Origin of the sequence: Pseudoalteromonas sp. OF7H-1, from assembly GCF_022347825.1 — a bacterium.
Lineage (GTDB): Bacteria > Pseudomonadota > Gammaproteobacteria > Enterobacterales > Alteromonadaceae > Pseudoalteromonas > Pseudoalteromonas maricaloris.
In genome coordinates this window covers 84629-105808 of sequence record NZ_JAKRFX010000007.1, presented here as the reverse complement: position 1 = coordinate 105808, position 21180 = coordinate 84629, and the positions used below count along the sequence as shown (strand labels likewise).

The 21180-nt window shown below is 40.7% G+C and carries 17 protein-coding genes; 14 read left to right on the top strand and 3 right to left on the bottom strand.

All coding sequences use genetic code 11. From position 1 onward, the window contains the following. The first annotated feature begins 1 nt into the window (after position 1). From MHN30_RS10615 to MHN30_RS10605, 3 genes are all read left to right on the top strand, one after another. Positions 2–706 carry a hypothetical protein gene (locus MHN30_RS10615; protein ID WP_239359531.1) on the top strand — a complete coding sequence of 235 codons (705 nt, stop codon included), beginning with the start codon at positions 2–4 and terminating at the stop codon, positions 704–706. 841 nt (positions 707–1547) lie between these two features. Continuing rightward, positions 1548–1730, top strand: coding sequence for a hypothetical protein (locus MHN30_RS10610; RefSeq protein WP_130163942.1), 183 nt, complete (start codon positions 1548–1550; stop codon positions 1728–1730). A 219-nt stretch (positions 1731–1949) separates the two neighbouring features. Next, complete coding sequence (locus MHN30_RS10605; RefSeq protein ID WP_239359635.1) at positions 1950–2132, top strand: Fe-S-cluster oxidoreductase; 183 nt, start codon at positions 1950–1952, stop codon at positions 2130–2132. A gap of 263 nt (positions 2133–2395) precedes the next feature. Here MHN30_RS10605 and rsmF read toward each other — a convergent pair whose 3' ends face one another. Beyond that, complete coding sequence (gene rsmF, locus MHN30_RS10600; protein ID WP_130163943.1) at positions 2396–3835, bottom strand: 16S rRNA (cytosine(1407)-C(5))-methyltransferase RsmF; 1440 nt, start codon at positions 3833–3835, stop codon at positions 2396–2398. A 154-nt stretch (positions 3836–3989) separates the two neighbouring features. Between rsmF and MHN30_RS10595 the strand changes: the two genes are divergently transcribed. The 4 genes from MHN30_RS10595 to MHN30_RS10580 all read left to right on the top strand — a co-directional run bounded on the left by MHN30_RS10595 (position 3990) and on the right by MHN30_RS10580 (position 8246). Next, complete coding sequence (locus tag MHN30_RS10595) at positions 3990–5417, top strand: sigma 54-interacting transcriptional regulator (RefSeq protein WP_239359530.1); 1428 nt, start codon at positions 3990–3992, stop codon at positions 5415–5417. 141 nt (positions 5418–5558) lie between these two features. Then, on the top strand, positions 5559–6941 hold the full coding sequence (gene ccoG / locus MHN30_RS10590; RefSeq protein ID WP_069019052.1) for a cytochrome c oxidase accessory protein CcoG: 1383 nt from the start codon (positions 5559–5561) through the stop codon (positions 6939–6941). 153 nt (positions 6942–7094) lie between these two features. After that, on the top strand, positions 7095–7670 hold the full coding sequence (locus MHN30_RS10585) for a cytochrome b (RefSeq protein WP_130163945.1): 576 nt from the start codon (positions 7095–7097) through the stop codon (positions 7668–7670). A 3-nt stretch (positions 7671–7673) separates the two neighbouring features. Next, positions 7674–8246, top strand: a complete 573-nt coding sequence (locus MHN30_RS10580) for a YceI family protein (protein ID WP_017218664.1) — start codon at positions 7674–7676, stop codon at positions 8244–8246. 186 nt (positions 8247–8432) lie between these two features. On the opposite strand, the gene MHN30_RS10575 is transcribed toward MHN30_RS10580, so the two are convergent. After that, positions 8433–9263, bottom strand: a complete 831-nt coding sequence (locus MHN30_RS10575) for a transporter substrate-binding domain-containing protein (protein ID WP_239359529.1) — start codon at positions 9261–9263, stop codon at positions 8433–8435. Between the two features lie 283 nt (positions 9264–9546). Here MHN30_RS10575 and MHN30_RS10570 point away from each other — a divergent pair, with 283 nt between their 5' ends. From MHN30_RS10570 to MHN30_RS10550, 5 genes are all read left to right on the top strand, one after another. Continuing rightward, positions 9547–10134: a hypothetical protein gene (locus MHN30_RS10570; protein WP_239359528.1), complete on the top strand. Its 588-nt coding sequence runs from the start codon at positions 9547–9549 to the stop codon at positions 10132–10134. 69 nt (positions 10135–10203) lie between these two features. Next, on the top strand, positions 10204–11181 hold the full coding sequence (locus MHN30_RS10565) for an acetoacetate decarboxylase family protein (protein WP_239359526.1): 978 nt from the start codon (positions 10204–10206) through the stop codon (positions 11179–11181). 114 nt (positions 11182–11295) lie between these two features. Beyond that, positions 11296–13539, top strand: a complete 2244-nt coding sequence (locus MHN30_RS10560) for an NAD(P)-binding protein (RefSeq protein WP_239359524.1) — start codon at positions 11296–11298, stop codon at positions 13537–13539. A gap of 204 nt (positions 13540–13743) precedes the next feature. Further along, positions 13744–15984, top strand: coding sequence for a TonB-dependent receptor (locus tag MHN30_RS10555; RefSeq protein ID WP_239359522.1), 2241 nt, complete (start codon positions 13744–13746; stop codon positions 15982–15984). 104 nt (positions 15985–16088) lie between these two features. Beyond that, entirely contained in the window at positions 16089–18770 is a 2682-nt protein-coding gene (locus MHN30_RS10550) for an ATP-binding protein (protein ID WP_239359520.1), read from the top strand. Positions 18771–18834: 64 nt separating this feature from the next. On the opposite strand, the gene MHN30_RS10545 is transcribed toward MHN30_RS10550, so the two are convergent. Further along, on the bottom strand, positions 18835–19671 hold the full coding sequence (locus MHN30_RS10545; protein WP_239359518.1) for a hypothetical protein: 837 nt from the start codon (positions 19669–19671) through the stop codon (positions 18835–18837). 134 nt (positions 19672–19805) lie between these two features. Here MHN30_RS10545 and MHN30_RS10540 point away from each other — a divergent pair, with 134 nt between their 5' ends. Together MHN30_RS10540 and MHN30_RS10535 are read left to right on the top strand one after the other, a co-directional pair. Further along, positions 19806–20195 (top strand): hypothetical protein, encoded by a 390-nt coding sequence (locus MHN30_RS10540; RefSeq protein ID WP_239359516.1) that lies wholly within the window; start codon positions 19806–19808, stop codon positions 20193–20195. After that, entirely contained in the window at positions 20177–21169 is a 993-nt protein-coding gene (locus MHN30_RS10535; protein WP_206472824.1) for an NAD(P)H-quinone oxidoreductase, read from the top strand. Before MHN30_RS10540 ends, MHN30_RS10535 begins: the two co-directional genes overlap by 19 nt. Positions 21170–21180: the final 11 nt, after the last annotated feature.

Genomic DNA, 21180 nt, shown 5'->3' with positions numbered 1-21180 from the left:
AATGGTTTTTGGTAAAGGACGAATTGGTATTATAACTGGAGCAGGACCAGATGCTGGATTGGACCTTTTTTCTAAAATACTACATCATAATAAGGAGTTGTGGGGAAACGAATATGCAGGGGATCTAAGCTCACCTGAAGTACTTATGTATTCACTCCCTGAACTCGGCTATGCGATTGATATTAGTAATAATGAAGAAAGGTTGTGGTTAAGCTTAGAAAAATCACTAAATACACTTAATCATAAGGTCGATGTCGTTTGTATAGCATGCAATGTTTTGCATTACTTTTCCTCAAAAATAAAGGAAAAAAAATATCAGTTCGAGTTTATTTCTGTCATTGATGTAGTAGAAAGTATTACTGACAAACACAGCTCAGTTGCAATGCTATCAATTAGCAAGGTCATTGATTTTGGTGCCTACTCACCTTTTAGAGAGGTTTCAATGAGTAAACTTATAGAAACTCCTCCACTAAGAAAAATGGATGATCTAGTCAAGCATATAAAACTACATGGTGGTGAAGACGATTTAGCTTTTGAAATGTTTCAAGCTATTATTGATGAGCTTAATTCAGATTTTTTGATCTTGGCTTGTACAGATTTGCCATTGTTACCGCTAGATAAATTTGATAAGAACTTTATCGATATCTCTGATTTATTAGCCAAGAGAGTTGCTGAAACAGCGTATTCGCTCAGATTTGTTAAATAATATCTCTTTTCATTCTTAGGGTCTCGAATAGTGTAATTCTTAGTTGTCAAGTAAAATTAGGAGTAATAACACTGACTCCTTAAATCCTTAGCCGATATAGTGTAATCAGCTTGTAAGGTACATCCCTATGCGAGTGGCCGATATCCTGTCGGCACATTGCATATAGGCTTATGTTTTGCGGGTGCGATAGAGGGGAAGTGTGTAAGCGTGCAGTGAACTGGATCGCCCCGAGTTTACCAGAGACTCAATAACTTGAAAAACTGGAACTATGAAAAAATCAAATCGCTATACATCAGAATTTCGTGAACGAGCAGTTGGGCTTGTTATTACTCAACAGCATGAGTTTTCCTCACTGTGGGCTGCGCTAGTATCGATTTCGGATAAACTGGGGGGTACACCAGAAACACTATACAACTGGAAAGCCAAATTTAGAAGCAGAGCAATCTGGAACAAGCTTAAATGCTGATGAGCGAGCTGAGTTGTTGAAACTTCGTAAGGAAAATAAAGAGCTTAGGATGGAAAAGAAAGTCCTTAAAATATGCTAGTCGTGCGCTATGCAATAGCCTCTTGCTAAAGGAAACCAAATAGCGTTTAAAACGATAAAACAACTCTCGTCGATATTTCCTGTTACGCAGCTTTGCAGAGTAATAGGAGTGAGTCGCAGTGCTTATTATGCTTGGCTGAATAGGCTTGTGAAGCGCATTGCACCTGAGCAGCTTAATCTATATCGAAGAGCCAAAGCTATTTTAAAAGCAGTCGAAATAGCTTGGGTTACCGAGAGTTAAAGAAACGGTTATGCAAAAAGGGCTTTCAGGTGAGTAATTATGGAGTTCAACAGCTCATGAAAAAGCTTAGCTTAACCGTGACACAACGGGTTGCTTATAAGGTGACGACGAAGCGCAAACACAGTGATAGCGTAGCTGATAACTTATTGAATAAAGGCTTCAATCCAGTAGCAGCAAATCAAGTTTGGGCTGGTGATGTCACGTACTTGAGAACGGGTGAAGTAAACAGGGTGAAGTAAATTCCAGAAAAATAAAGTGTGAGATCGTATTGCCAGGCTACATATTTAGAAATATGACGTGGAGAAATATGGATTTTTCACGAAAGCGAGGTGTAAATTTCGAAATTTTAGAAAAATATCAGTTATCAACTTTCATAGGGTTAGGGTACTTCTAATTATAAAAAACAAAGGTACGTGATTTGTTGTATAGCACCAAGTATTTCAACACCCATTCCCGGTATGCCAAATGGTAAAGCTGCTGGGGAGCGGTGTATTCAACTAGATGAAAATAATCTGTGTAAACTGTTTAACCAGCCAGAGCGCCCACAGGTGTGTTTGCAATTTAAGGCCATGGAAGATGTGTGCGGTGACAGTAATGAAGCAGCGATGCAGATCATCACAGAACTCGAAATGTTGACCTAACTAGCCTCTGGTTAACTGATAAAAAAAAACGCCCAGAAACTTACCTGCTAAGTTCTGGGCCTAGGGAAAGGCTCAAGATTGAGCCGTGCGCTAACTAAAAACACCTTCTAAGACTGTAGGGAGAAGTAGAAAGTACTGTTAAGTTTAGTTAACCTTTCATTCTTTTTACAAATAAATGAATCATTTATTAAGTTTATATAAAACAAAGAGTTGTTCTTTATATTCATAATTGGTCTTAAAAATATCAAAAGGGTATATTCAGGTTATACCCAAGTTATCAACAGGCCGTCTTTAATTAAATCCCGAGGCAAACTGTTTTTAACTTTATTCTTTTGCCATTTTCCTAACCCGATGGCACTGCCACATAGCGTGAGGATCACCTCTCCCGTTAGTTTGGTAACTTCATCTAGGCGTATATCCTTGCCATTAAAGTAATCTTTTGCTTGCTCTTTTGTTAGTGCTAAAGTGTTTTTAGACGCTAAGTGACCGAAAGTAGTGGCAAACTCATGCTCTAATCTTACCCCGTTTTTATGGGTAGTACCGATTAAAATTCCTATGCGAGAATATTTGATCTTATCTTGGATTGCTTCAAAGTTGTCAGGAAATAACCACACCTCTTTATCGCGCTGCATCAACTTACCGTCAAGTTGGGCAATACCAAACTGCTTTTTTAGTACGGATAACAATAGTTGAGTGGTTTTCTTGTCTAGTTCTTCAAAAGGGAAAGCGCCTTTTTTCTGTTTTGGGTTTTTAACGGCAACAGAGTGTAGCTTCTTAAATCGAGCAATGAAAAACCCTTCGCTATCATATAGCTGAGGCCACACATGCAAGTACCCTTCGGACGTTGTTGCTTTTTCAGCACCCTCAAATAAAGTCGATAGGTTTTCGACTGCTACTGCTTGAGGGTAATTATCAATGAGGTGTTGGCATACTTGCTGATTTTCCAATGGTGTTAATGTGCAAGTTGAATATACTAAGGTACCACCTGGCTTTAAGGCTTGAAATGCGCTGTCTATCAGTTGCTTCTGCACTTGTGCTATTTCAACATTAGACTCAATTGACCAGTTTTTAAGGGCATTAGGGTCCTTTCTAACAGTGCCTTCTCCAGAGCATGGTGCATCAAGTAAGATGTTATCAAAACATTCATGCATATAATCGCCAAAGATACAGCCGTCAAAGTGAGACAACGCAACATTTCGTATGCCCATACGTTTCATATTTGCTGCAAGCGCTTTGAGTCGAGATGACGATAGCTCATTAGCGATTAGTACGCCGCGTCCATCCATATAAGCTGCGAGTTGCGAAGTTTTCGAACCCGGTGCTGACGCCATATCCAAATTAATATCATCACTGCAGATAGTCGATTTAAGTGCTGTTGGCGGCAACATAGAACTTGCTTCTTGGACATAGATGCAGCCACTTAAATGGATATCTGTGTTGCCGATAGCAAGATTAGTTTCTTCTTGTTCACTTCTTGATATCCAAAACCCTTCCTCACACCAAGGGATCGGCTCTGCCTGCCAATCACTTTTTTCGCAGTAGGTTAAGAATTCCGTGATAGACATTTTTAGGGTATTGACTCTGACTGCTCGGCGTAAAGGAGACTGGCACTTATCTATAAAGTCTTCGATGCTAAGGTGATCTGGTAAGTAGGTTTTTATGTCGTCCAGAAACGCGCTGGGAATATAAGTTGATTTGTCCACGCAGTTACTCAAGTTATAAGCTTTCTCTCATTTTACACTTTCATGGGTGAAAAATGCATATTTGTTGTGACGATGCTGATTATTAAGCAAAACTCATGGCTGACAATAAAAAGCTATGGTTATATAATGCTCGCGAAATATCGCGAGGATTGCTATGTCTATTATCAAACACTTTTTGGCGGACCCTAAATTATTATTGAATGCGGTTGGAGAGGGGATCTATGGTTTTGACCTTTCTGGCAACGCTGTTTTTGTAAACCCGGCCGCAGAGCGTATGACTGGGTGGCAAAGTGATGAGCTTTTGGGGGAAAAAATACATCAGTACCATCATCATAGTCATGCAGATGGGAGTGAGTATCCTGCTGATGAATGTAACATCTACAAAACAATGTTTGATGGTAAAACACGACAGGTAACCAATGAGGTGTTCTGGCGTAAAGATGGAAGTTGTTTTCCTGTGGAATACACCTCTACGCCAATTTTTAAAGAGCAGCAAATTATCGGTGCAGTCGCGATATTTCGCGATGTATCGCAACAGCACAAAACTGAAAATGCCCTAAGAGAGGCGCTGAATAAAGTTCAAGTACTTACTGAGCAACTTAAAGATGAAAATGCCTACCTGCTAGAAACATTAAATGAAAATTGGCAAGACTCGGGTTTAGTGGGCAGTAGCGCAATATTTCAGGCCATGTTGGCGCAGCTAGAACTGGTTAGTCAGACCGACAGTACGGTATTGGTTTTAGGGGAAAATGGCACGGGTAAAGAGCTTGTTGCCAGAAATCTGCACCGCCTTAGTGAGCGTTCATCGCAACCTTTCGTTAAAGTAAATTGCGCAGCTTTTTCACCAACTTTGATCGAATCTGAGTTGTTTGGACATGAAAAAGGTGCATTTACTGGAGCGAATGAAAGACGTAAAGGACGTTTTGAGTTGGCGGATAAAGGGACCATATTTTTAGATGAAATTGGTGAGTTACCGCTAGAAGCGCAAAGCAAGTTATTACGGGTACTACAAGAGCGAGAGTTTGAGCGTGTAGGGGGAAGTAAGTCGATCCAAGTAGATATACGAATAGTCGCGGCGACCAACAGAGATTTATGGAAAATGGTCGAAGAGGGAGGGTTTAGAATGGATTTATATTATCGTTTAAACGTTTTTCCTATTCGAGTGCCTGCACTGCGAGAGCGTATAGAGGATATACCAGTATTGGCCAACAACCTCATCGTGCAGCTCAACAAAAAGCTGGGTAAGCAACTACGCGGGATCTCAAAAAAGGCTATTCATGCGTTACAGGGTTATGATTGGCCAGGCAATATTCGAGAACTCCAAAACGTGTTGGAGCGCGAAGCGATATTATCTAAAGGTCGTTTACTTGACTTATCTCAAGCACTTAACGCTACTGAGCAGCATAAATCTGAAAACGGTGAACTGACTCTAGCACAAGCGGAAGCTGAGCACATATTAAGAGTGCTAGAAATAAGTAACTGGAAGATCGCTGGCAGCAACGGGGCGGCTGATAAGTTAGGACTACCCGAAAGTACGCTAAGGTCGAAAATGAAAAAACTAAAAATTGCTAAACTTTCGTGATATTTCGCGCCCATTCGTGATATTTCGCGATATTGAAAATATCATAAAAATAAATACAATAAAAATCAAAGTTTTATAAACTTTCAGATTGGTCTGAAAGTTGCAATATCAAACTCGTGTATTACCAATGTAGCAAATAACATGAAGTTTGATATCAAAGAAGAAGACATGATCATTAAGCCCTATAAACAAGAAGGGCCTATTTACGTCAGAGAGCAAAAAGGTTTTTTCCAAAAAATAAGAAGAAACCTTGGCTGGTTTTTAATGTTAACTTTCGTTCTCATTCCTTGGATCCCGTACAACGAGCAGCAGGCCATCTTGCTTGATTTTGGTAAGCAGCAATTTAGGATATTTGGTGCCACCTTTCTCCCTCAAGACTTTATGATTCTAGCCTGGATTTTTATGGTGGGTGCCTTTGCTTTATTCTTTGTCACGACTTGGCTGGGTCGCGTGTGGTGTGGTTATACTTGCCCACAAACAATTTGGATGCTGATGTTCACTTGGGTTGAGCACCGAGTGGAGGGGACTCGCAACCAAAGAATAAAGTTGGACAAATCAAACTGGGATAGCAAAAAAGTCGCTAAGAAAACGGCCAAACACGCTATTTGGTTGATAATTTCGGTGTTTACTGCCACTTCATTTATGGCCTATTTTATACCTGCAAAAGAGCTGTATCTAGACATGTTTACGCTTGAGTGGACAGGCCTTACTTCCTTCTGGGTATTTTTGTTCGCACTTTGTACCTATGGAAACGCAGGCTTTCTACGAGAAAAAATGTGTACTGTGGCGTGTCCATATTCTCGTTTCCAATCGGTTATGTTTGACAAAGATACGTTAGTCGTCACCTATGATAGTGAACGAGGTGAAAATAGGGGTCGTCGTAAACGCAAAGAAGACCCAAAACAGCTGGGGCTCGGCGACTGTGTAGACTGTAATTTATGTGTTGAAGTTTGCCCTGCTGGTATTGATATTCGTAATGGCTTGCAATACGAATGCATTAACTGTGGTTTATGTATCGATGCGTGTAACGAAACGATGAATAAATTCGGGTATCAGCCAGATTTGATTAAGTATCAAAGTGAGCATCAACAAGCGGGTAAAAAGTCGAATCCATTTAGGTTAAAAATAGTGGGTTATGGTGCCATTACCGTATTGATAGTAGTCACAATGGTGATTTGGGCATTTAATCGTACACCAATAGAAGCTTCTGTCATTCGCGACCGTAATGCGCTTTATCGTGTTAATTATGAGGGATTAGTCGAGAACCCATACACCTTAAGTGTCATAAACAAAACACAGCATGATTTAACTTACACCGTGAGCTTAAAGGGGCTACCAGATGCGAAATTAACAGCCCCAATCACAACGCATATTGCTGGCGGCGACATGGCATTAATCCCTGTAACGGTCACCGCTGATGGCTATGAGCTAAAAGGTAAACGGACTCCAATCCAATTCACGATAGAGTCGCAGCAAGATGCCAAGATTAGCATCACCAAGGACAGCTACTTCTATAAAAATTAGTTTACACTCCCCCCGACTCAAGGCGCTTGTATTATGAAGCGCCTTTTTTGTGTGCATATATGCACAATCTGACGCTAAATTTATGGCTTTCTCTCTGAACTTTTAGCGTATAAGCTTACTCTTATTGAGAATGAGTTTTATTAGCTGAATATTATGTTTAAAAATACATCACAAAACTATGGTTTGTTAGCCATCATCTTTCATTGGCTCAGTGCGCTTGTGGTATTTGGCATGTTTGGTCTTGGGTTGTACATGGTTGAACTCAGTTATTACGATCCTTTCTACCGTGACGGCTTACACATTCACAAAAGTATCGGGATACTGCTGGCAGCTTTGATAGTACTTAGGCTGATTTGGAAGTTCACTAACCCTAAAGTGAAGCCCGAAAGCGAAGCAACTCCCATGGATAAATTGCAAAACATAATAGCACATGTCGTTCACGTCGTTTTGTATCTTGGCTTGTTTGGGCTGTTTGTCACAGGTTACTTAATCTCTACCTCGGATGGCAGAGCAATCGAGGTATTTAACTGGTTTTCTGTTCCGGGTATTGGAGAGCTATTTGAAGAACAAAGCGATATTGCAGGCACTGTGCATTTTTACATTGCATGGGGACTTATTGGATTAGTAGCGCTACACATCGTGGGAGCGCTAAAACACCACTTTATTAATAGAGATCGTACCTTAGTTCGAATGCTCAAGGTACCAAACGCTACAAAAGTTGAGGATTAAAACATGAAAAAAACAATCATTGCATTAAGCATGGCGGCTATGACCTTATCGGCCGGAGTAAATGCCGCGGATTATGTAATTGATACTAAAGGTGCACATGCCTTTGTAAACTTTAAAATTAAACATTTAGGATACAGCTGGTTGCATGGTCGATTTAATAGCTTCGAAGGCGACTTCAGCTATGATGCAAAAAATCCAAATGCATCAAAAATCAATGTAGTGATCGATACCGCTTCTGTTGATTCGAACCATGCAGAGCGTGATAAGCATTTGCGCGGTAATGATTTTTTAAACGTTAAAGCAAACCCTAAGGCGACTTTTAAGAGTAACTCAATTACTTTTAGCGATGATACAAATGCGAAGGTGAAAGGAAGCTTCACGCTCAATGGGGTAACAAAGAATATCGAGTTTGATATTCAAAAAGTGGGCGAAGGTAAAGATCCTTGGGGTGGATACCGAGTTGGCTTTGAAGGCGAAACCCAGTTAAAACTTGCTGATTATGACATCGACTATGATTTAGGTCCGGCATCAACGCACGTTACTATTGGTTTGCACTTAGAAGGTATTCGTAAGTAATCTCAACTTGCACCACGTGTTACTACATACGTGGTGCTGCGCTTTGGGTTCACCTGAGTGCGCTTTGTTCATTGTTGCTCAACTTTTGCTTAGATTACTAGGCGGCAAGTCGAGCGTCGCGACCAAAATACACTCAGGAGAACAAAAATCAAACAGCAAAGATCAACAGGCCCTAGTTTTACAAAGTTAGTTTTTAAAAATACTAGCTAGCTGTGGCTGAAATTGCTCTGGTAACCAACGAGACATGGCTAGTCTAAACAGCTCGGTTTTGTGGGCTTGTTTTAACGCTTCGCTAATTGCAGCTATCTGTTCCTTACCAATCGCATTGTTATTACAGCCTGCATATCCAGCAGTTATTTGCGAGGCGATACTCAATCTAACTTGTGTCAATTCATCTTGCTTATCAACATGCAATTTGTGGTAGTGGTGTTCACTTGGGTATCCCAGTATCACGTCGACTCTTTTTTTGAGTAGCATGATAGTCAAACTCTCTAATGTATCTCTTCCTGGTCTTACAAGCACTTGCTTGGTAGGCAAACTCGCCAATAACGCATCAATTTCATGACCAAACGACCGATTTGCCGCCACACCTACGGTTAGGCCGTGCTCAGTTACAAGCGTTTCCAAATCAATTGCGCTGTTGGCAATGCCAAGCGACTGTGCGACATCTTTCCTTAGTGCGGCAGAGGTTGACAATCCAATGGTAGAATACTCATCACTAAAAGCGATATGTCTTTGCCGCTCGGGTGTTTTATAGAGGGAGATCATACAATATTGGTTGTTGAAATTAGAGAGCTCATGTATCGCCCTCGATGCGGGGAACACTTTATAATTGAAGGTGTAGTCAGGCATCTGTTGTTGGATGAGTTTTATCAATAACTCGTCCCGTCCTTGTCCCTCCAAATCGTCAGAAAGGATATAATAAGGCGCGAAGTCTATCGCAATCCAAGTTATTTGTTTTGCAAATACAAAACTGGATTGAAAGGTAATGAAGAGGAGTAAGATGATTTTGATCAAATTGGGTCACTCTTGCTGAACTTACAATAAGCTTAGCATTGTTTGCGATATTGATGATTAAATTAATGTTTATTTAATTTGTATTTAATGTTTACAGAGGTTGGCGGTATGCTAGCTTTAAAAGAGGTTTTAGTTTTGGGTAAAAGCGCGCTAGTTAAAGCGTAGTTAAGCGATCGAATATAGAGTTTGATTGCAGCGCGTCAATCCAATATAAGTAGATAAGGCCGCATGGCAAGGAAAGTCATACAAGCCAATAACTATAAATTATTAATAAGGAAAACCGATGGCTATATTAATCGTTACCGATATTTTCGGTCATACGGATCATATTGATCGTTTTGCTAAATCGCTTGGAAGTGACGTGCAGGTGCTTTCACCATTTATAGAAGAACCAAACAGTGTCTCTGAGTCGGATTGTTATGAGCTGTTTTTGGCGCAGTGTGGTCATCGTTTATATGCTGACAAAGTATCAGCAGCGATTTCTGAATACAAACCAAAACTTATTATTGGCTTTAGTGCAGGCGGAGCTGCAGCGTGGATTGCATTGTCTGAACAAGGTGCATCTCACTCTGTTGAGCAGCTTATCGCATTTTATCCTAGCCAAATACGTAACCATCTAAATATTAAGCCTAGTTGCGATGTGTCTATCTTCTTTGCTCAAGTTGAATCTCATTTTGACGTTGAGCCCGTTATAGAACAGTTAAAAGATAAAAAAGGGCTGGATTGTATCCGAACGCGATATTTACACGGTTTTATGAACAAGCTCTCGGGTAACTATGATGAGTACGCATACTCGCATTATCAGTATTTTTGCCAGCGAGAGGCACGCAACTATATCGAGGTTGTGCAACGAGAGGCGGAGTTTTCGTAACAACATACGCAAAAGCGGCTTGAGCGAACTACACTAAACACTAACTTATCATACTTTAAGGAGTGAAAGATGTATCCCGAGTTGCCTGATTATCAACATTTTTATAGTAATCCGATCGCCAAACCTCCATGTAGAATGCTAAATGCACAAATGTATGGCTTCTTTGTCAAAGGAAAGAAATCAACAATCCAAGCCTATGTTGATAAAACGCTGAATTCGGTTTCTAGTAGTGAATTTGTATTCAGGGCTTTAACGGATTGGTGCTTATTGACCTTTACGGATATTGAAAATATCGCATCAAAAGTGCCGCCATTTAGTAATTATGGATATATGCAAGAAACCGATGTCATTGTCTGGTTACCAATTCTGCAAGTCAATCTCGAAACGTTAAAAGCAGAGCATCTGTATTGGTATCCTGCGTTTATCTCTGTCAACAACATTAACGCGCTGATAAATGGTCGAGAAATATGGGGCTACAACAAATATTTATGTCGCTACGAAATGCCTGATAACTTTGGTGACCCACTGAACTTTTCCCTCTCTTTGGAGACCTTTAAGGAATTTGATCCCAACGTCAAAATGGCATGGCATGAATTGTTATCCATTGAACCTGAGGATGACGGGGAGTCATGGCTAAAAGAAGTGTTGGAAGTGGGTGAAGGAATTGCAGAACTTTTCAAAGATTCGGTGTCTGATTTAGATGTCGATAGCCAATTTCTTAAGCAGTTCTTATCGGGTTTTACCCACCCGCAAATGGATCAAATATTATTTAAGCAGTTCCCAGATGGCCATGCCGAGAAGTCTGTATATTCGGCAGTGGTGCATTCCCCTTCAGAGGTGAAGAAAATCCACAAAATTGGTTTTATTAAAGATGATTTAAGCTTGAATCTACAACGAATGGATGCGTTTCCACTCGATAAAATGTTTGGCATTCCATTAGGCAAGAGCGAGGTCAAACTACCTTACTTTGTGAAAATGGACTTCGATCAGGCAGGAGTGGAAGAAATTGTTTCCAGTGCTCAGAGTATGGCTAATCTCCATCGTTAGTGTATTTGTGGCATAAAAAACACGATTTTTTACTAAAGCGATGTTTGCATGTTTAGTTGTCTTCCTATGTGGCTTTAGGTGTTGCTCGTCAACACGTTTGAAAAAGGAAGGTTTATGAGTAAACAAAAAGTAGCAATACTTGGCGGCGGCGTTTCGGCGATGACAGCTGCGGTATACATGACTGAACAAGAAGATTGGCAAGAGCGCTATGATATTACCGTTTATCAGCAAGGTTGGCGTTTAGGGGGCAAAGGGGCGAGTGGTCGTAATGCTGAATACGGCGAGCGTATAGAGGAGCATGGTCTTCACGTTTGGTTTGGTGCCTATGTCAATTCTTTTAGGGCAATTGAGACAGTTTATAATAAGCTTGAGCGCTCAAGTGATGTCCCTATTCACACTTGGCAACAAGCACTAAAACCGCATAGTTTGGTGGTGTTGCAAGAATATATCGACCAGCAATGGCAAACTTGGTCAGTAGATTTCCCTGAGATACCAGGTAATCCAGCAAATGGCACTCTCGATTTACATTTTTGGCAGATTTTAAAATTACTTGCGGCTTGGCTACACAAGTGGGTTGATGATTTGGAGTGTGAAGTTGAGAAAACGCACAAATCCACACAACTCAAAACTAAAAAAGAAAGAGATAAAACGCTGCTTGCTCACTTGGGGCAGGAAGTTAAAAGCTTTTTTGATAGTGTCGAAGATAAAGCCAAGACCTTATTTGATGACGCAGAAAACCATGTTCAAGAGGTTGTATCCACACCAAAGCTGTTAATAACGCAACTCAGTAATTTTTTAACGGTGCGTGAAGCTGATCATCGTTTAGAGAATAAGAAAGATCACTTAGTTGTTTGGTATATGGTTCGAAAAATTAGGCGTTGGTTGCAGTCTGAAGTAAACGACTTAATTGATGACAACCCTGTCATTAGACGTCTGTATATATGTATAGATTTAGGTGTTGCGATGACCATTGGCATGCTCCGTGACAAAGTCTATTCACGAGGGTTTGGTTATCTTGATCGATACGATTTTAAACAGTGGCTCAAGCGCAATGGCGCAAATGAATCGCTGTCTGTGGAGTCTGCGCCTGTCCGCGGCTTTTATGACCTCGTTTTTGGCTATGAGGACGGTGATTTTAAAAAGCCGAATGTCGAAGCGGGAGTTGCGGCTTTGGCTATGCTTCGGATTATGCTGTGTTATCGCGGTGGTGTGATGTGGAAAATGCAAGCGGGGATGGGAGATATTATTTTCTCTCCTATCTATGAGCTGCTCAAACATCGAGGCGTTAAGTTTGCGTTTTTTCATCAGGTTGAGTCGTTACACTGTGCACAGGATGATGATGGTCATTATGTTGATAGTATTCAATTAATTCAACAGGTTAAACTAAAAGAGACGCAAAATTACGAGCCTCTGGAATTAGTCAAAGACTTGCCATGTTGGCCAAGCTTTCCACTGTGGCAACAAATCGACCCGCAGCAAGCGGCACTACTTAAAGAACATGAGATTAACCTAGAGTCTTACTGGTCTAATTGGGAGACGGTTTACCAACAAGCATTTGGACAGAGGTTACCGAGAAAAACACTAAATAAAGGTACTGATTTTGATTTAGTGATTTTTGGGATCTCAGTGGCAGGTCTTGAGCCACTTTGCCAGCAATTATTGGCTAAAGATAACAACTTAAAGTTGCAAGCCGAAAAGGTCAAAACTGTTGCGACTCAAGCTTTACAGTTGTGGCTCACTAAAACTGACAATGAACTGGGTTTTCACGACCCTTCTGGCAGTAATGAGCCACCAATATTAAGCGCATTTTCTCAACCCTTTGATACTTGGGCTGCGATGTCTAATTTACTTGAGGTTGAAGATTGGCCAAATACTCAGCCCAAGAACATTGCCTACTTTTGTAGTGCTTTTACCTGCGCAGATTATCCACCTCCGAGCGATCATGAGTTTCCTGAACGCATGAAAGCTCAGGTAAAAGAAAACGCATTGCAAAAACTTAGATTACAGATGCAGCCACTGTGGCCAGAGGCTTATCATGGTGACGACTTCGATTGGAACGTATTGTTTGATGTTGATAATAATGAAGGCGAAGTTAGGTTCAACACTCAGTATTGGAGGGTGAATGTCGACCCCAGTGAGCGTTATGTGTTAAGTGTTGTTGATAGTAGTCAATTTCGACTACCTACGGACGGCAGCGTCTTCAATAACCTCTACATTACCGGAGATTGGATTAAAACCGGTGTCAATGCAGGTTGTGTTGAAGCTGCTGTGATGGCTGGCATGCAAACGAGTAGAGCTATCACTGGATATCCTCAAAGCATTAGTGGAGAATCAGGATTTGAGCCGTTTAACGTTTGAGTAGTTAGTCATACTGACGGAGTAGCCCAACTACATTTCAAGCCTTGCAATTTGCAGGGCTTAAATCCCATCTGGGTATAATTTGTATGCGTTATGAATGATAGCTTGAACCTTAAAAAGGTAATCGGGTTCATTTGTTTGGGGGTCTTTTTAATTCAGCTATACTGATAGTGCAATTGCATGATATAGCTCGGGATTCAAACTATGCCACATCCAAATGTGCTGTTAAATACGATAACACTAACATTACTCTCAGTAGTTTCGATGGAAACGTCAGCACAAGTCGAAGAAGAAATCGAAGTCATTGAGGTATACGCTCAAAAAAGAAAGCAATCTATCAATGATGTTGCTATCGCTGTTAAACCCATATCCGGACAAGTCATCACTGACGCGGCACTGAAAGATACGACCGAACTGGGTAGTTTAGTTGCGAATGTAAAAATCAGTCAAAATGCAGCTGAGGGCACGCCTCCAGCGGTCAGCATTCGAGGTGTCGGACTTGTCGATTACAATACGGCCAACACTTCTCCGGTTGGGGTGTATTTAGATGGTATATCTGTTGGGTCTGCGAATAATCAAATCATTAACTTGTTTGATGTTGAGCAAGTAGAAGTATTGAAAGGTCCACAAGGTACACTTTTTGGTAGAAATACCACTGGGGGGGCAATTTTAGTGCGCACGGCGCGCCCAACAGATGGTAATTTTGCTTCTGTCAGTGTGGGGGGCGGTTCGGATTCTTTAACAAGAGCACGTACGATGCTCAACTATAGCCTAGATCAAAATAGCGCGGTGCGACTTGCCGCAAGCCACAATAACTATGAGTACACAACGTATAACTTACAGCCTGACGCTCCTGAGGCGTATATGGAACAAAATGATGTTCGACTAAGTTATTTTGGCGAGTTTGATAAGTTCAGTGTTTTTGTGAAATTAGATTATGGTCATTGGAATGGACTGGTTCAGCCGGTCGGGAATATCGGATTATTCTTAAACCCTTTGGATGGTTCATTATGTTCTCCAGCGCAAGCGGGCACTAGCAACTGCGTTGATGCGCTTGGCTTTAATATTGGCAGCGACGATTTTTGGGCTGTGCGGGTCAATAATTATCAAAAACATCACAGTATAAGCAAAGGTGTTACAACAGAGATCGCGTATGCACTGGATGACCGGTCTCAACTTATTTATCTTGGGGCTTTCAATCGCTTAGATAGGATACATGGATTTAATTGTGATGGAAGTCCATTTTCATTATGTGAAGGTGAGTTAGGGCTTAAAAATGAAAAGCTGGTGAATGAGCTTAGGTTTGAGCAAAGTATGGAAACCGGCTTTCTGACGGTAGGCTTATTTCAACTAGAAGAGCGTATTTACCAAGATAATTTCAATGACTTATTACGTGATTTTAGGGGAACCCCTAATGGTGCTAGTGCGGCAACCTTTTTCTATGACAATGATATCAAAGTAAAATCAATGGCTTTGTTTGGCCAATATGAATATGAAATCAGTGAACATACAGATGTACTTGTAGGAGTAAGGTACAGCGATGAAAAGGTAAATTATGACTCTTTCTCATACCTAAATGTACCGTTTGGAGATAACCTCGCTGGCATTTTAGTCCCTGCCTACGACATTGAGGGAAAAGAGTCCGATAGTAATTTGTCTGGAAAGTTGTCAGTTATCCATAAAGTTAAACCAGATAAAAGTGTTTATTATAGTTTATCTAATGGTGCAAAAAGCGGCGGCTATAACGGTGGCTTCCTTATTTCGAAGGATGCCGCGATACAGGCAAGTTATGGCCCCGAAGAACTAATCGCCCATGAAATAGGAGCAAAGCTGTTATTTAATGAGCTTAAACTTCGTACAAATTTGGCCGCTTTTTACTATGATTATAAAGACCAACAGGTATTTATGAATCAGGCTTCAGAAGTACCTGGAGCACCGCCTTATCAGTTACTTGAAAACGTAGGTAAGTCAAAAATCTATGGTGCTGAAATAGAAAACACTTGGTATCTATCGGAGCAAACTCAGATAAGCTTGGATATAGGGTATATACCTGAAGCTAACTTTGAGGAATTTATTGATCCAGTTGGCGTTGTATTGACCGACAATCGCTTACCGTTTACATCCGAATGGAATATCTCTGGACAAATAAATTATGCATTTAATTGGGATGAAGTTAGTATAAAAAGTAGAATAGCATTTGATTATCAAAGCGAATATTACTTTGACCAAAACGAATCTCCCTATGCTAAGCAGCCCAGTTATATGCTTTGGAATGCCAATCTACAGGTGGAGTATAGAGACTGGCAGTTAGGTATTTGGGGTAAAAATCTTCTAGATAAAGAGTATAGCCATCTTAAATTTGACCTAAGTAGCTTTTTGGGAATGTTGGAAGACTTTAAAGGTGAGGGGAGAAGGGTAGGCATGGATGTAACATATCGCTTTTGATTTTTTTTGAGCACTATATAGAGATAAGTCACCTGACTTGGGGGTAGAAAACTTGCAGATTAAATACCGAACCACAGGTAACTTTACTAAGGTAACTGGCTAGAATGCGTTTACTACTGATCATTTTCAGCATAATTCTGTGTTCTAGTTTCGCCTATGCAGATCAGGCTGTGTTGAAATTGACGCAGCCTTGGCAATATCAAAATTTACATCATGTTGGAAAGGCTTATGAGGCAAGTTCTAGTACAAGGTTTCCTCAAAGCTGGGATGAGTTGAGTGCATGGGAATCTATTCATGAGCCACTAAAGAAGAGAGCGCTGTTTTCTGGTCGTTATTTCTTGGTGACTAAAGTCAGAAATGAAACGCCATTGAATGAATTTGTGCTCTATCCATACAATACGGTATTGAGCAAAATTGAGTCGAGGATATATACACCAGAAACGGTCTTGCGAGTTTTTTCTGGGGGCAAGGTCGAAAATGAATTTGCATTTCATTATGGTAATCAAGTCACGTTAGAACCGAACCAAGATTATTATATCGTTACGCTCTTCGAGAGTGATTTCTTTTACACTCCTGTAAAATTGACCATTGAGCCTCTGAGAGATTTTCAGCAGGAAGTGGTCTATGAAAACCTTATCATGACGCTTTGTTTTGGTGTCGGTATTGTTCTTGGGCTATATAACTTATTAATCTACATCGGCTCGAAAGATATCACTCATTTTTATTACGCATTATTCACTTGTGTGTGGGTATTTGCATGGAGCCATTTCTTTCATATTCCCGACGAGCTATTTGGATTTTACTCTGCAAACTTGCATTGGTTAGGTTTTGCGCTTGCGCCATTAACCAACGCGTTATTTTATATCCATCTTTTAAAACTCAAGGATGTTCATCCAAACTATGTGTCGATTTCTATCTGGCTTGGAGTGATAGCTGCTCTTGGACTACCGTTTTGTATTCTTTTCCCAGGTTTTGGCTTTATTTGGGCAACATTGGTAACGGGATTAGCGCTCTGTTTCGGACTATTTGTCGGCATTAAGCGCTGGGTTGAGGGCTTTAAACCAGCTCGTTATTTTGTGATGGCATATATCGCAATGGCGATCCCCAATATGGTGGGCAATTTAACTAACTTAAGTTTGCTGCCTGAATCGTCGAGTAACTTATATCTTTACGGTTTAATAGGTACTGCGCTTGATGCATTACTGTTGGCTTTTGCGGTTGCGGACAAATTTAGAATAACCAGTGAAGAAAATATAGAGCTCAATAAAAACCTTGAAGCAAAGGTGTTAAAACGTACTTATGAGTTAGAGCAGGTGGCCTCAGAGCTTAGAGATGCTAGTGAGGCAAAAAGTCGATTTTTGGCGAACATGAGCCATGAAATAAGAACACCAATGACGTCAATTATTGGTTATGCCGATGGTATTATGCTCGGAGATATCAAGCCGCATGAGCGTAATCACGCAATCTCTGTTATTTTACAAAACTCGCGTCATGTACTTGGACTAATTAATGACATTTTGGATATGTCTAAAATTGAGGCTAATAAACTAGAAGTTGAGTTGGTGGAGTCAAACCTTTTTCAAGCAATTGCGCATGTCGATTCGTTATTGGGTAAGCAAATTAGAGATAAAGGGCTTGAGTTTGCATTGAATTATCACTTTCCACTGCCTGATTTTGTGGTTATTGATCCCACTCGATTGCGGCAGATATTACTAAATCTCACATCTAACGCAATGAAGTTTACGACGGTTGGTAAAATCTCGATTGATGTGGCGTGTCAAAACGAGCGCCTTATGATCACGGTACGAGATACCGGGATAGGAATGACAGCGGATGAACAAAAAGAATTATTCAGTGCGTTTTATCAAGCCGACTCTTCCACATCAAGGAAATATGGTGGAACAGGGCTTGGACTAAATATTTCCAAAAGCTTAGCGAGAAAGTTAGATGGTGATATTTCGGTAGAAAGTGAGGTAGGTTCAGGTACTGCCTTTACTCTTACTGTTGGCCTATATACCACCGAGAAAACAAAGTGGGTGCAAAGTCTCGCTCAAATTGGCGATGTTCGTGAACAAGGCACAATACCTGATGAAATAACTCAAGAGCTTAAAGGTGAAGTGTTATTAGCTGAAGATAACACAGACAATAGTAAGCTTATTAAGCGTATTTTAGAGCGTATGGGCTTATCTGTGACGGCGGTTGAAAATGGTCAGCTAGCGGTACAGGCGGTACTAGATGGTGATTTCGATTTGATATTAATGGATATTCAAATGCCGGTAATGGATGGTGAACAGGCGTTTAGCTTTATTCAGGCTACGGGGTGTAGCACGCCTGTGATTGCATTAACTGCTAACACCATGCAGCATGAAATTGAGCGTTATTTAAAACTTGGATTTAGTGATCATCTCGCAAAACCTATCGATAGAGTCGTGTTCAGTCAAAAAATAGCCTATTATTTGGATATCCAAGTCGATGAGGAAGTTGATCTGCCCGAAGCTGAATTTTATCAGTTAAAGCAACAGTATATTTCTGGGCTGCATGAGCAAATCATTCAGATCAAGAACCAAGCTAAGTATCAGGATTACGATGCGTTAGCAAAAACAGTTCACGCGATTAAAGGCACTGCTGCGATGTTTGATTGTATTGATATTCATAAAATCGCAAACGAGTTGGATGTTAAGCTAAAGAATAAACAACTAGAGTGTGTGGAAGTGCAGCTAACTGAATTACTTGGCGCAATGACAGCCGCTATTGAGTCAGAAAAGCAGCAAACCAAACAAGCTTAGTTTTCTACGCCTTATAAATATTTACAGCGGATAGAGTGACCGTTCAAGGATGCTATAAAACACTTTATCTTAATGGCTGCAGACTATAGATTTGAGTTTTACTTAAGTTAGGGAAATCCTTCCGCTGCTTATAGTTAGCATATAGATTGGAAAATATGGTGGTTTTGGATAGTTTATCTAGGCTCGCAATAAATAAACGTCCACTGTTTTTGTCTCCCGATATTACACTGCTTTTACAGCACTGCTGAAATAAGGAAATAAGCGTTCTGATAGTATTCTTGTTGCCCATATCCTGTAGTGCAATTTCTGCTTCTATAAAGAATGCAACCCCACTCCAATAGACTCTTTGTTGCGCGTTTAATGACCACATTTGTTCGCTCACTCTTTTAAGTGACCCTTTATTCATTAGCGTATTTTTTGCGCCTCGGCTGAGCCCTGAAATTAATCTTGTATGAAACTCCCCAACATTAAAAATATTGTTCTCTAGCATAATGACATTTTGTAAATAGGTAGCAAGTCCTTCTGCAAGCCAGAAATCTGAGTGGTCAAGCAAAGGATGATAAAGGTGAGCAATTTCATGGTACAAGGTCCAATCTTTAATCAGCACTCGGCTTGAGGTAAATCGTTTGATTTGGAGTAGAATAGCATCGGGTTCGCCACGTTGAACCATACCCCATGGCACTGGCTCAGATGCGAATAAGCTCGGTTCAACAATAAATGGAAGCGTCTGCTGTTGTAGTGTTCCCAAGGAATGCTCTGTTGTTTCAACACCGCGCTTTAGCCACGTTTCCACATGTTGTTTATCGCTGCTACTTATCCAGCCCTTATATTCGATTTCAATTTCGGCTGCCTGTGTAGATACAATTAAATTTAACGACAGTATTAGCATTAATAATTTCATTATTTTCTCTACAAGGGTTACTTCGTAAGTAGACCTGAGAACGCATTATTTCATTCTTGATGTTGAGATTATCTCAACTGACCTGATTGGGTGATTGTGTAAAACTGAATAAAACAACGTTAAAAGGAAATAAGATGAAAGTCACCGCATTTAGTTTATTGTTATTGAGTCCTGTTGCTTTGGCAAACCCACTTTTAGGTACTTGGGAGTTTGTTGAGGGAAAATATGCCACTACCGATGGCATTGTATCAGCGCAAGCGCCGAGCTTGACGTCGATAAAGTTAATTACTGAGGCTCACCACAGCTACATTACGCAAAGTGAAGGAAAGTTTAAATACGCTGGTGGAGGGAGTTACAAAATAGAGGGAGATAGATTTATCGAAACCTATGAATATGGAAATGTTACTACCTTACTCGGTCGAACGATGTCATTCAGCTACAAGATTGATGGTAATTTATGGCATCATGAACTGTATGAAGATGGTAAGTTCGTCGAGAAGGAAGTATGGAAAAAAGTTCAGTGATCCCAAAGAAGATGCGTTATATCAGTCACGCATCTTCTCAGCTTCAAATCCAGTACACCGAAACACCAACATTGAGTGCAAAGCAAGTGCTAATCAAAGTGCATGCGTTTGGGGTTAATAGAGCAGACATTTTGCAAAAGCAAGGGAAATACCCTGCGCCTGAAGGCGATAGTGAGATATTGGGTCTGGAAGTGTCTGGAACGATAGTTCAAGTGGCGTCTCCTGAGTTTGAATATTTACTTGGTGATCAAGTGTTCTGTTTAACCTCTGGAGGCGGCTATGCTGAGTACGTGGTTGCACAAAGTGAATTACTCATGCCGTTAACCAAAGGCTTGTCATTGAGTTATGCGGCAGGCTTAGCAGAAGTATATCTTACGGCCTATGATGCGATTGTGCGAACTGGGCAGCTAAATTCTAATGGGATTTTACTGTGCCATGGCGGAGCTTCGGGTGTTGGCAGTGCTGCCATAAGGATTGCAAAAAGGCTAGGTGCAACGGTCATTACGACCCAAAGTAGCAAGGAAAAGGCCAAGTACGCAAAGGCTCTGGGGGCGGATTACACTATTAATTATTTAGACTGTGATTTTGCTGAAGAAATGAAAAAGCTTGGTTTGAAAGCAAATGTCATTCTTGATCCAGTCGGTGGTGAATACCTCAGAGCGAACCTGAGAGTTGCAGCAATGGATTGTCACTGTGTGATGCTCGCTATGCTAGGCGGAAGATATACAGAACTAGACTTTGCCAAGTTACTCGCGAAAAGGTTTAACTTGCACGGAAGTACGTTGAGAAACCGCTCATTGGACTATAAAACGGAATTAGTGAAAGATTTTCTGAATGAGTTTGGCTCGGACCTGCCGGATCAGACAATGAAGATACCAATATATAAGGAGTTATATTGGGATGAAATTGAGCAAGCCCACGATATTCTCGAACACAACCAGAACCTCGGGAAGGTGATAGTTAGAGTTAGTTGACTGTTTATTTA

Coding starts and splice junctions, on each gene's coding strand:
- MHN30_RS10615 (WP_239359531.1), top strand. CDS start 2: ATGGTTTTTGGTAAAGGACGAATTGGTATTATAACTGGAGCAGGACCA.
- MHN30_RS10610 (WP_130163942.1), top strand. CDS start 1,548: ATGAAAAAGCTTAGCTTAACCGTGACACAACGGGTTGCTTATAAGGTG.
- MHN30_RS10605 (WP_239359635.1), top strand. CDS start 1,950: ATGCCAAATGGTAAAGCTGCTGGGGAGCGGTGTATTCAACTAGATGAA.
- MHN30_RS10595 (WP_239359530.1), top strand. CDS start 3,990: ATGTCTATTATCAAACACTTTTTGGCGGACCCTAAATTATTATTGAAT.
- ccoG (WP_069019052.1), top strand. CDS start 5,559: ATGAAGTTTGATATCAAAGAAGAAGACATGATCATTAAGCCCTATAAA.
- MHN30_RS10585 (WP_130163945.1), top strand. CDS start 7,095: ATGTTTAAAAATACATCACAAAACTATGGTTTGTTAGCCATCATCTTT.
- MHN30_RS10580 (WP_017218664.1), top strand. CDS start 7,674: ATGAAAAAAACAATCATTGCATTAAGCATGGCGGCTATGACCTTATCG.
- MHN30_RS10570 (WP_239359528.1), top strand. CDS start 9,547: ATGGCTATATTAATCGTTACCGATATTTTCGGTCATACGGATCATATT.
- MHN30_RS10565 (WP_239359526.1), top strand. CDS start 10,204: ATGTATCCCGAGTTGCCTGATTATCAACATTTTTATAGTAATCCGATC.
- MHN30_RS10560 (WP_239359524.1), top strand. CDS start 11,296: ATGAGTAAACAAAAAGTAGCAATACTTGGCGGCGGCGTTTCGGCGATG.
- MHN30_RS10555 (WP_239359522.1), top strand. CDS start 13,744: ATGCCACATCCAAATGTGCTGTTAAATACGATAACACTAACATTACTC.
- MHN30_RS10550 (WP_239359520.1), top strand. CDS start 16,089: ATGCGTTTACTACTGATCATTTTCAGCATAATTCTGTGTTCTAGTTTC.
- MHN30_RS10545 (WP_239359518.1), bottom strand. CDS start 19,671: ATGAAATTATTAATGCTAATACTGTCGTTAAATTTAATTGTATCTACA.
- MHN30_RS10540 (WP_239359516.1), top strand. CDS start 19,806: ATGAAAGTCACCGCATTTAGTTTATTGTTATTGAGTCCTGTTGCTTTG.
- MHN30_RS10535 (WP_206472824.1), top strand. CDS start 20,177: ATGGAAAAAAGTTCAGTGATCCCAAAGAAGATGCGTTATATCAGTCAC.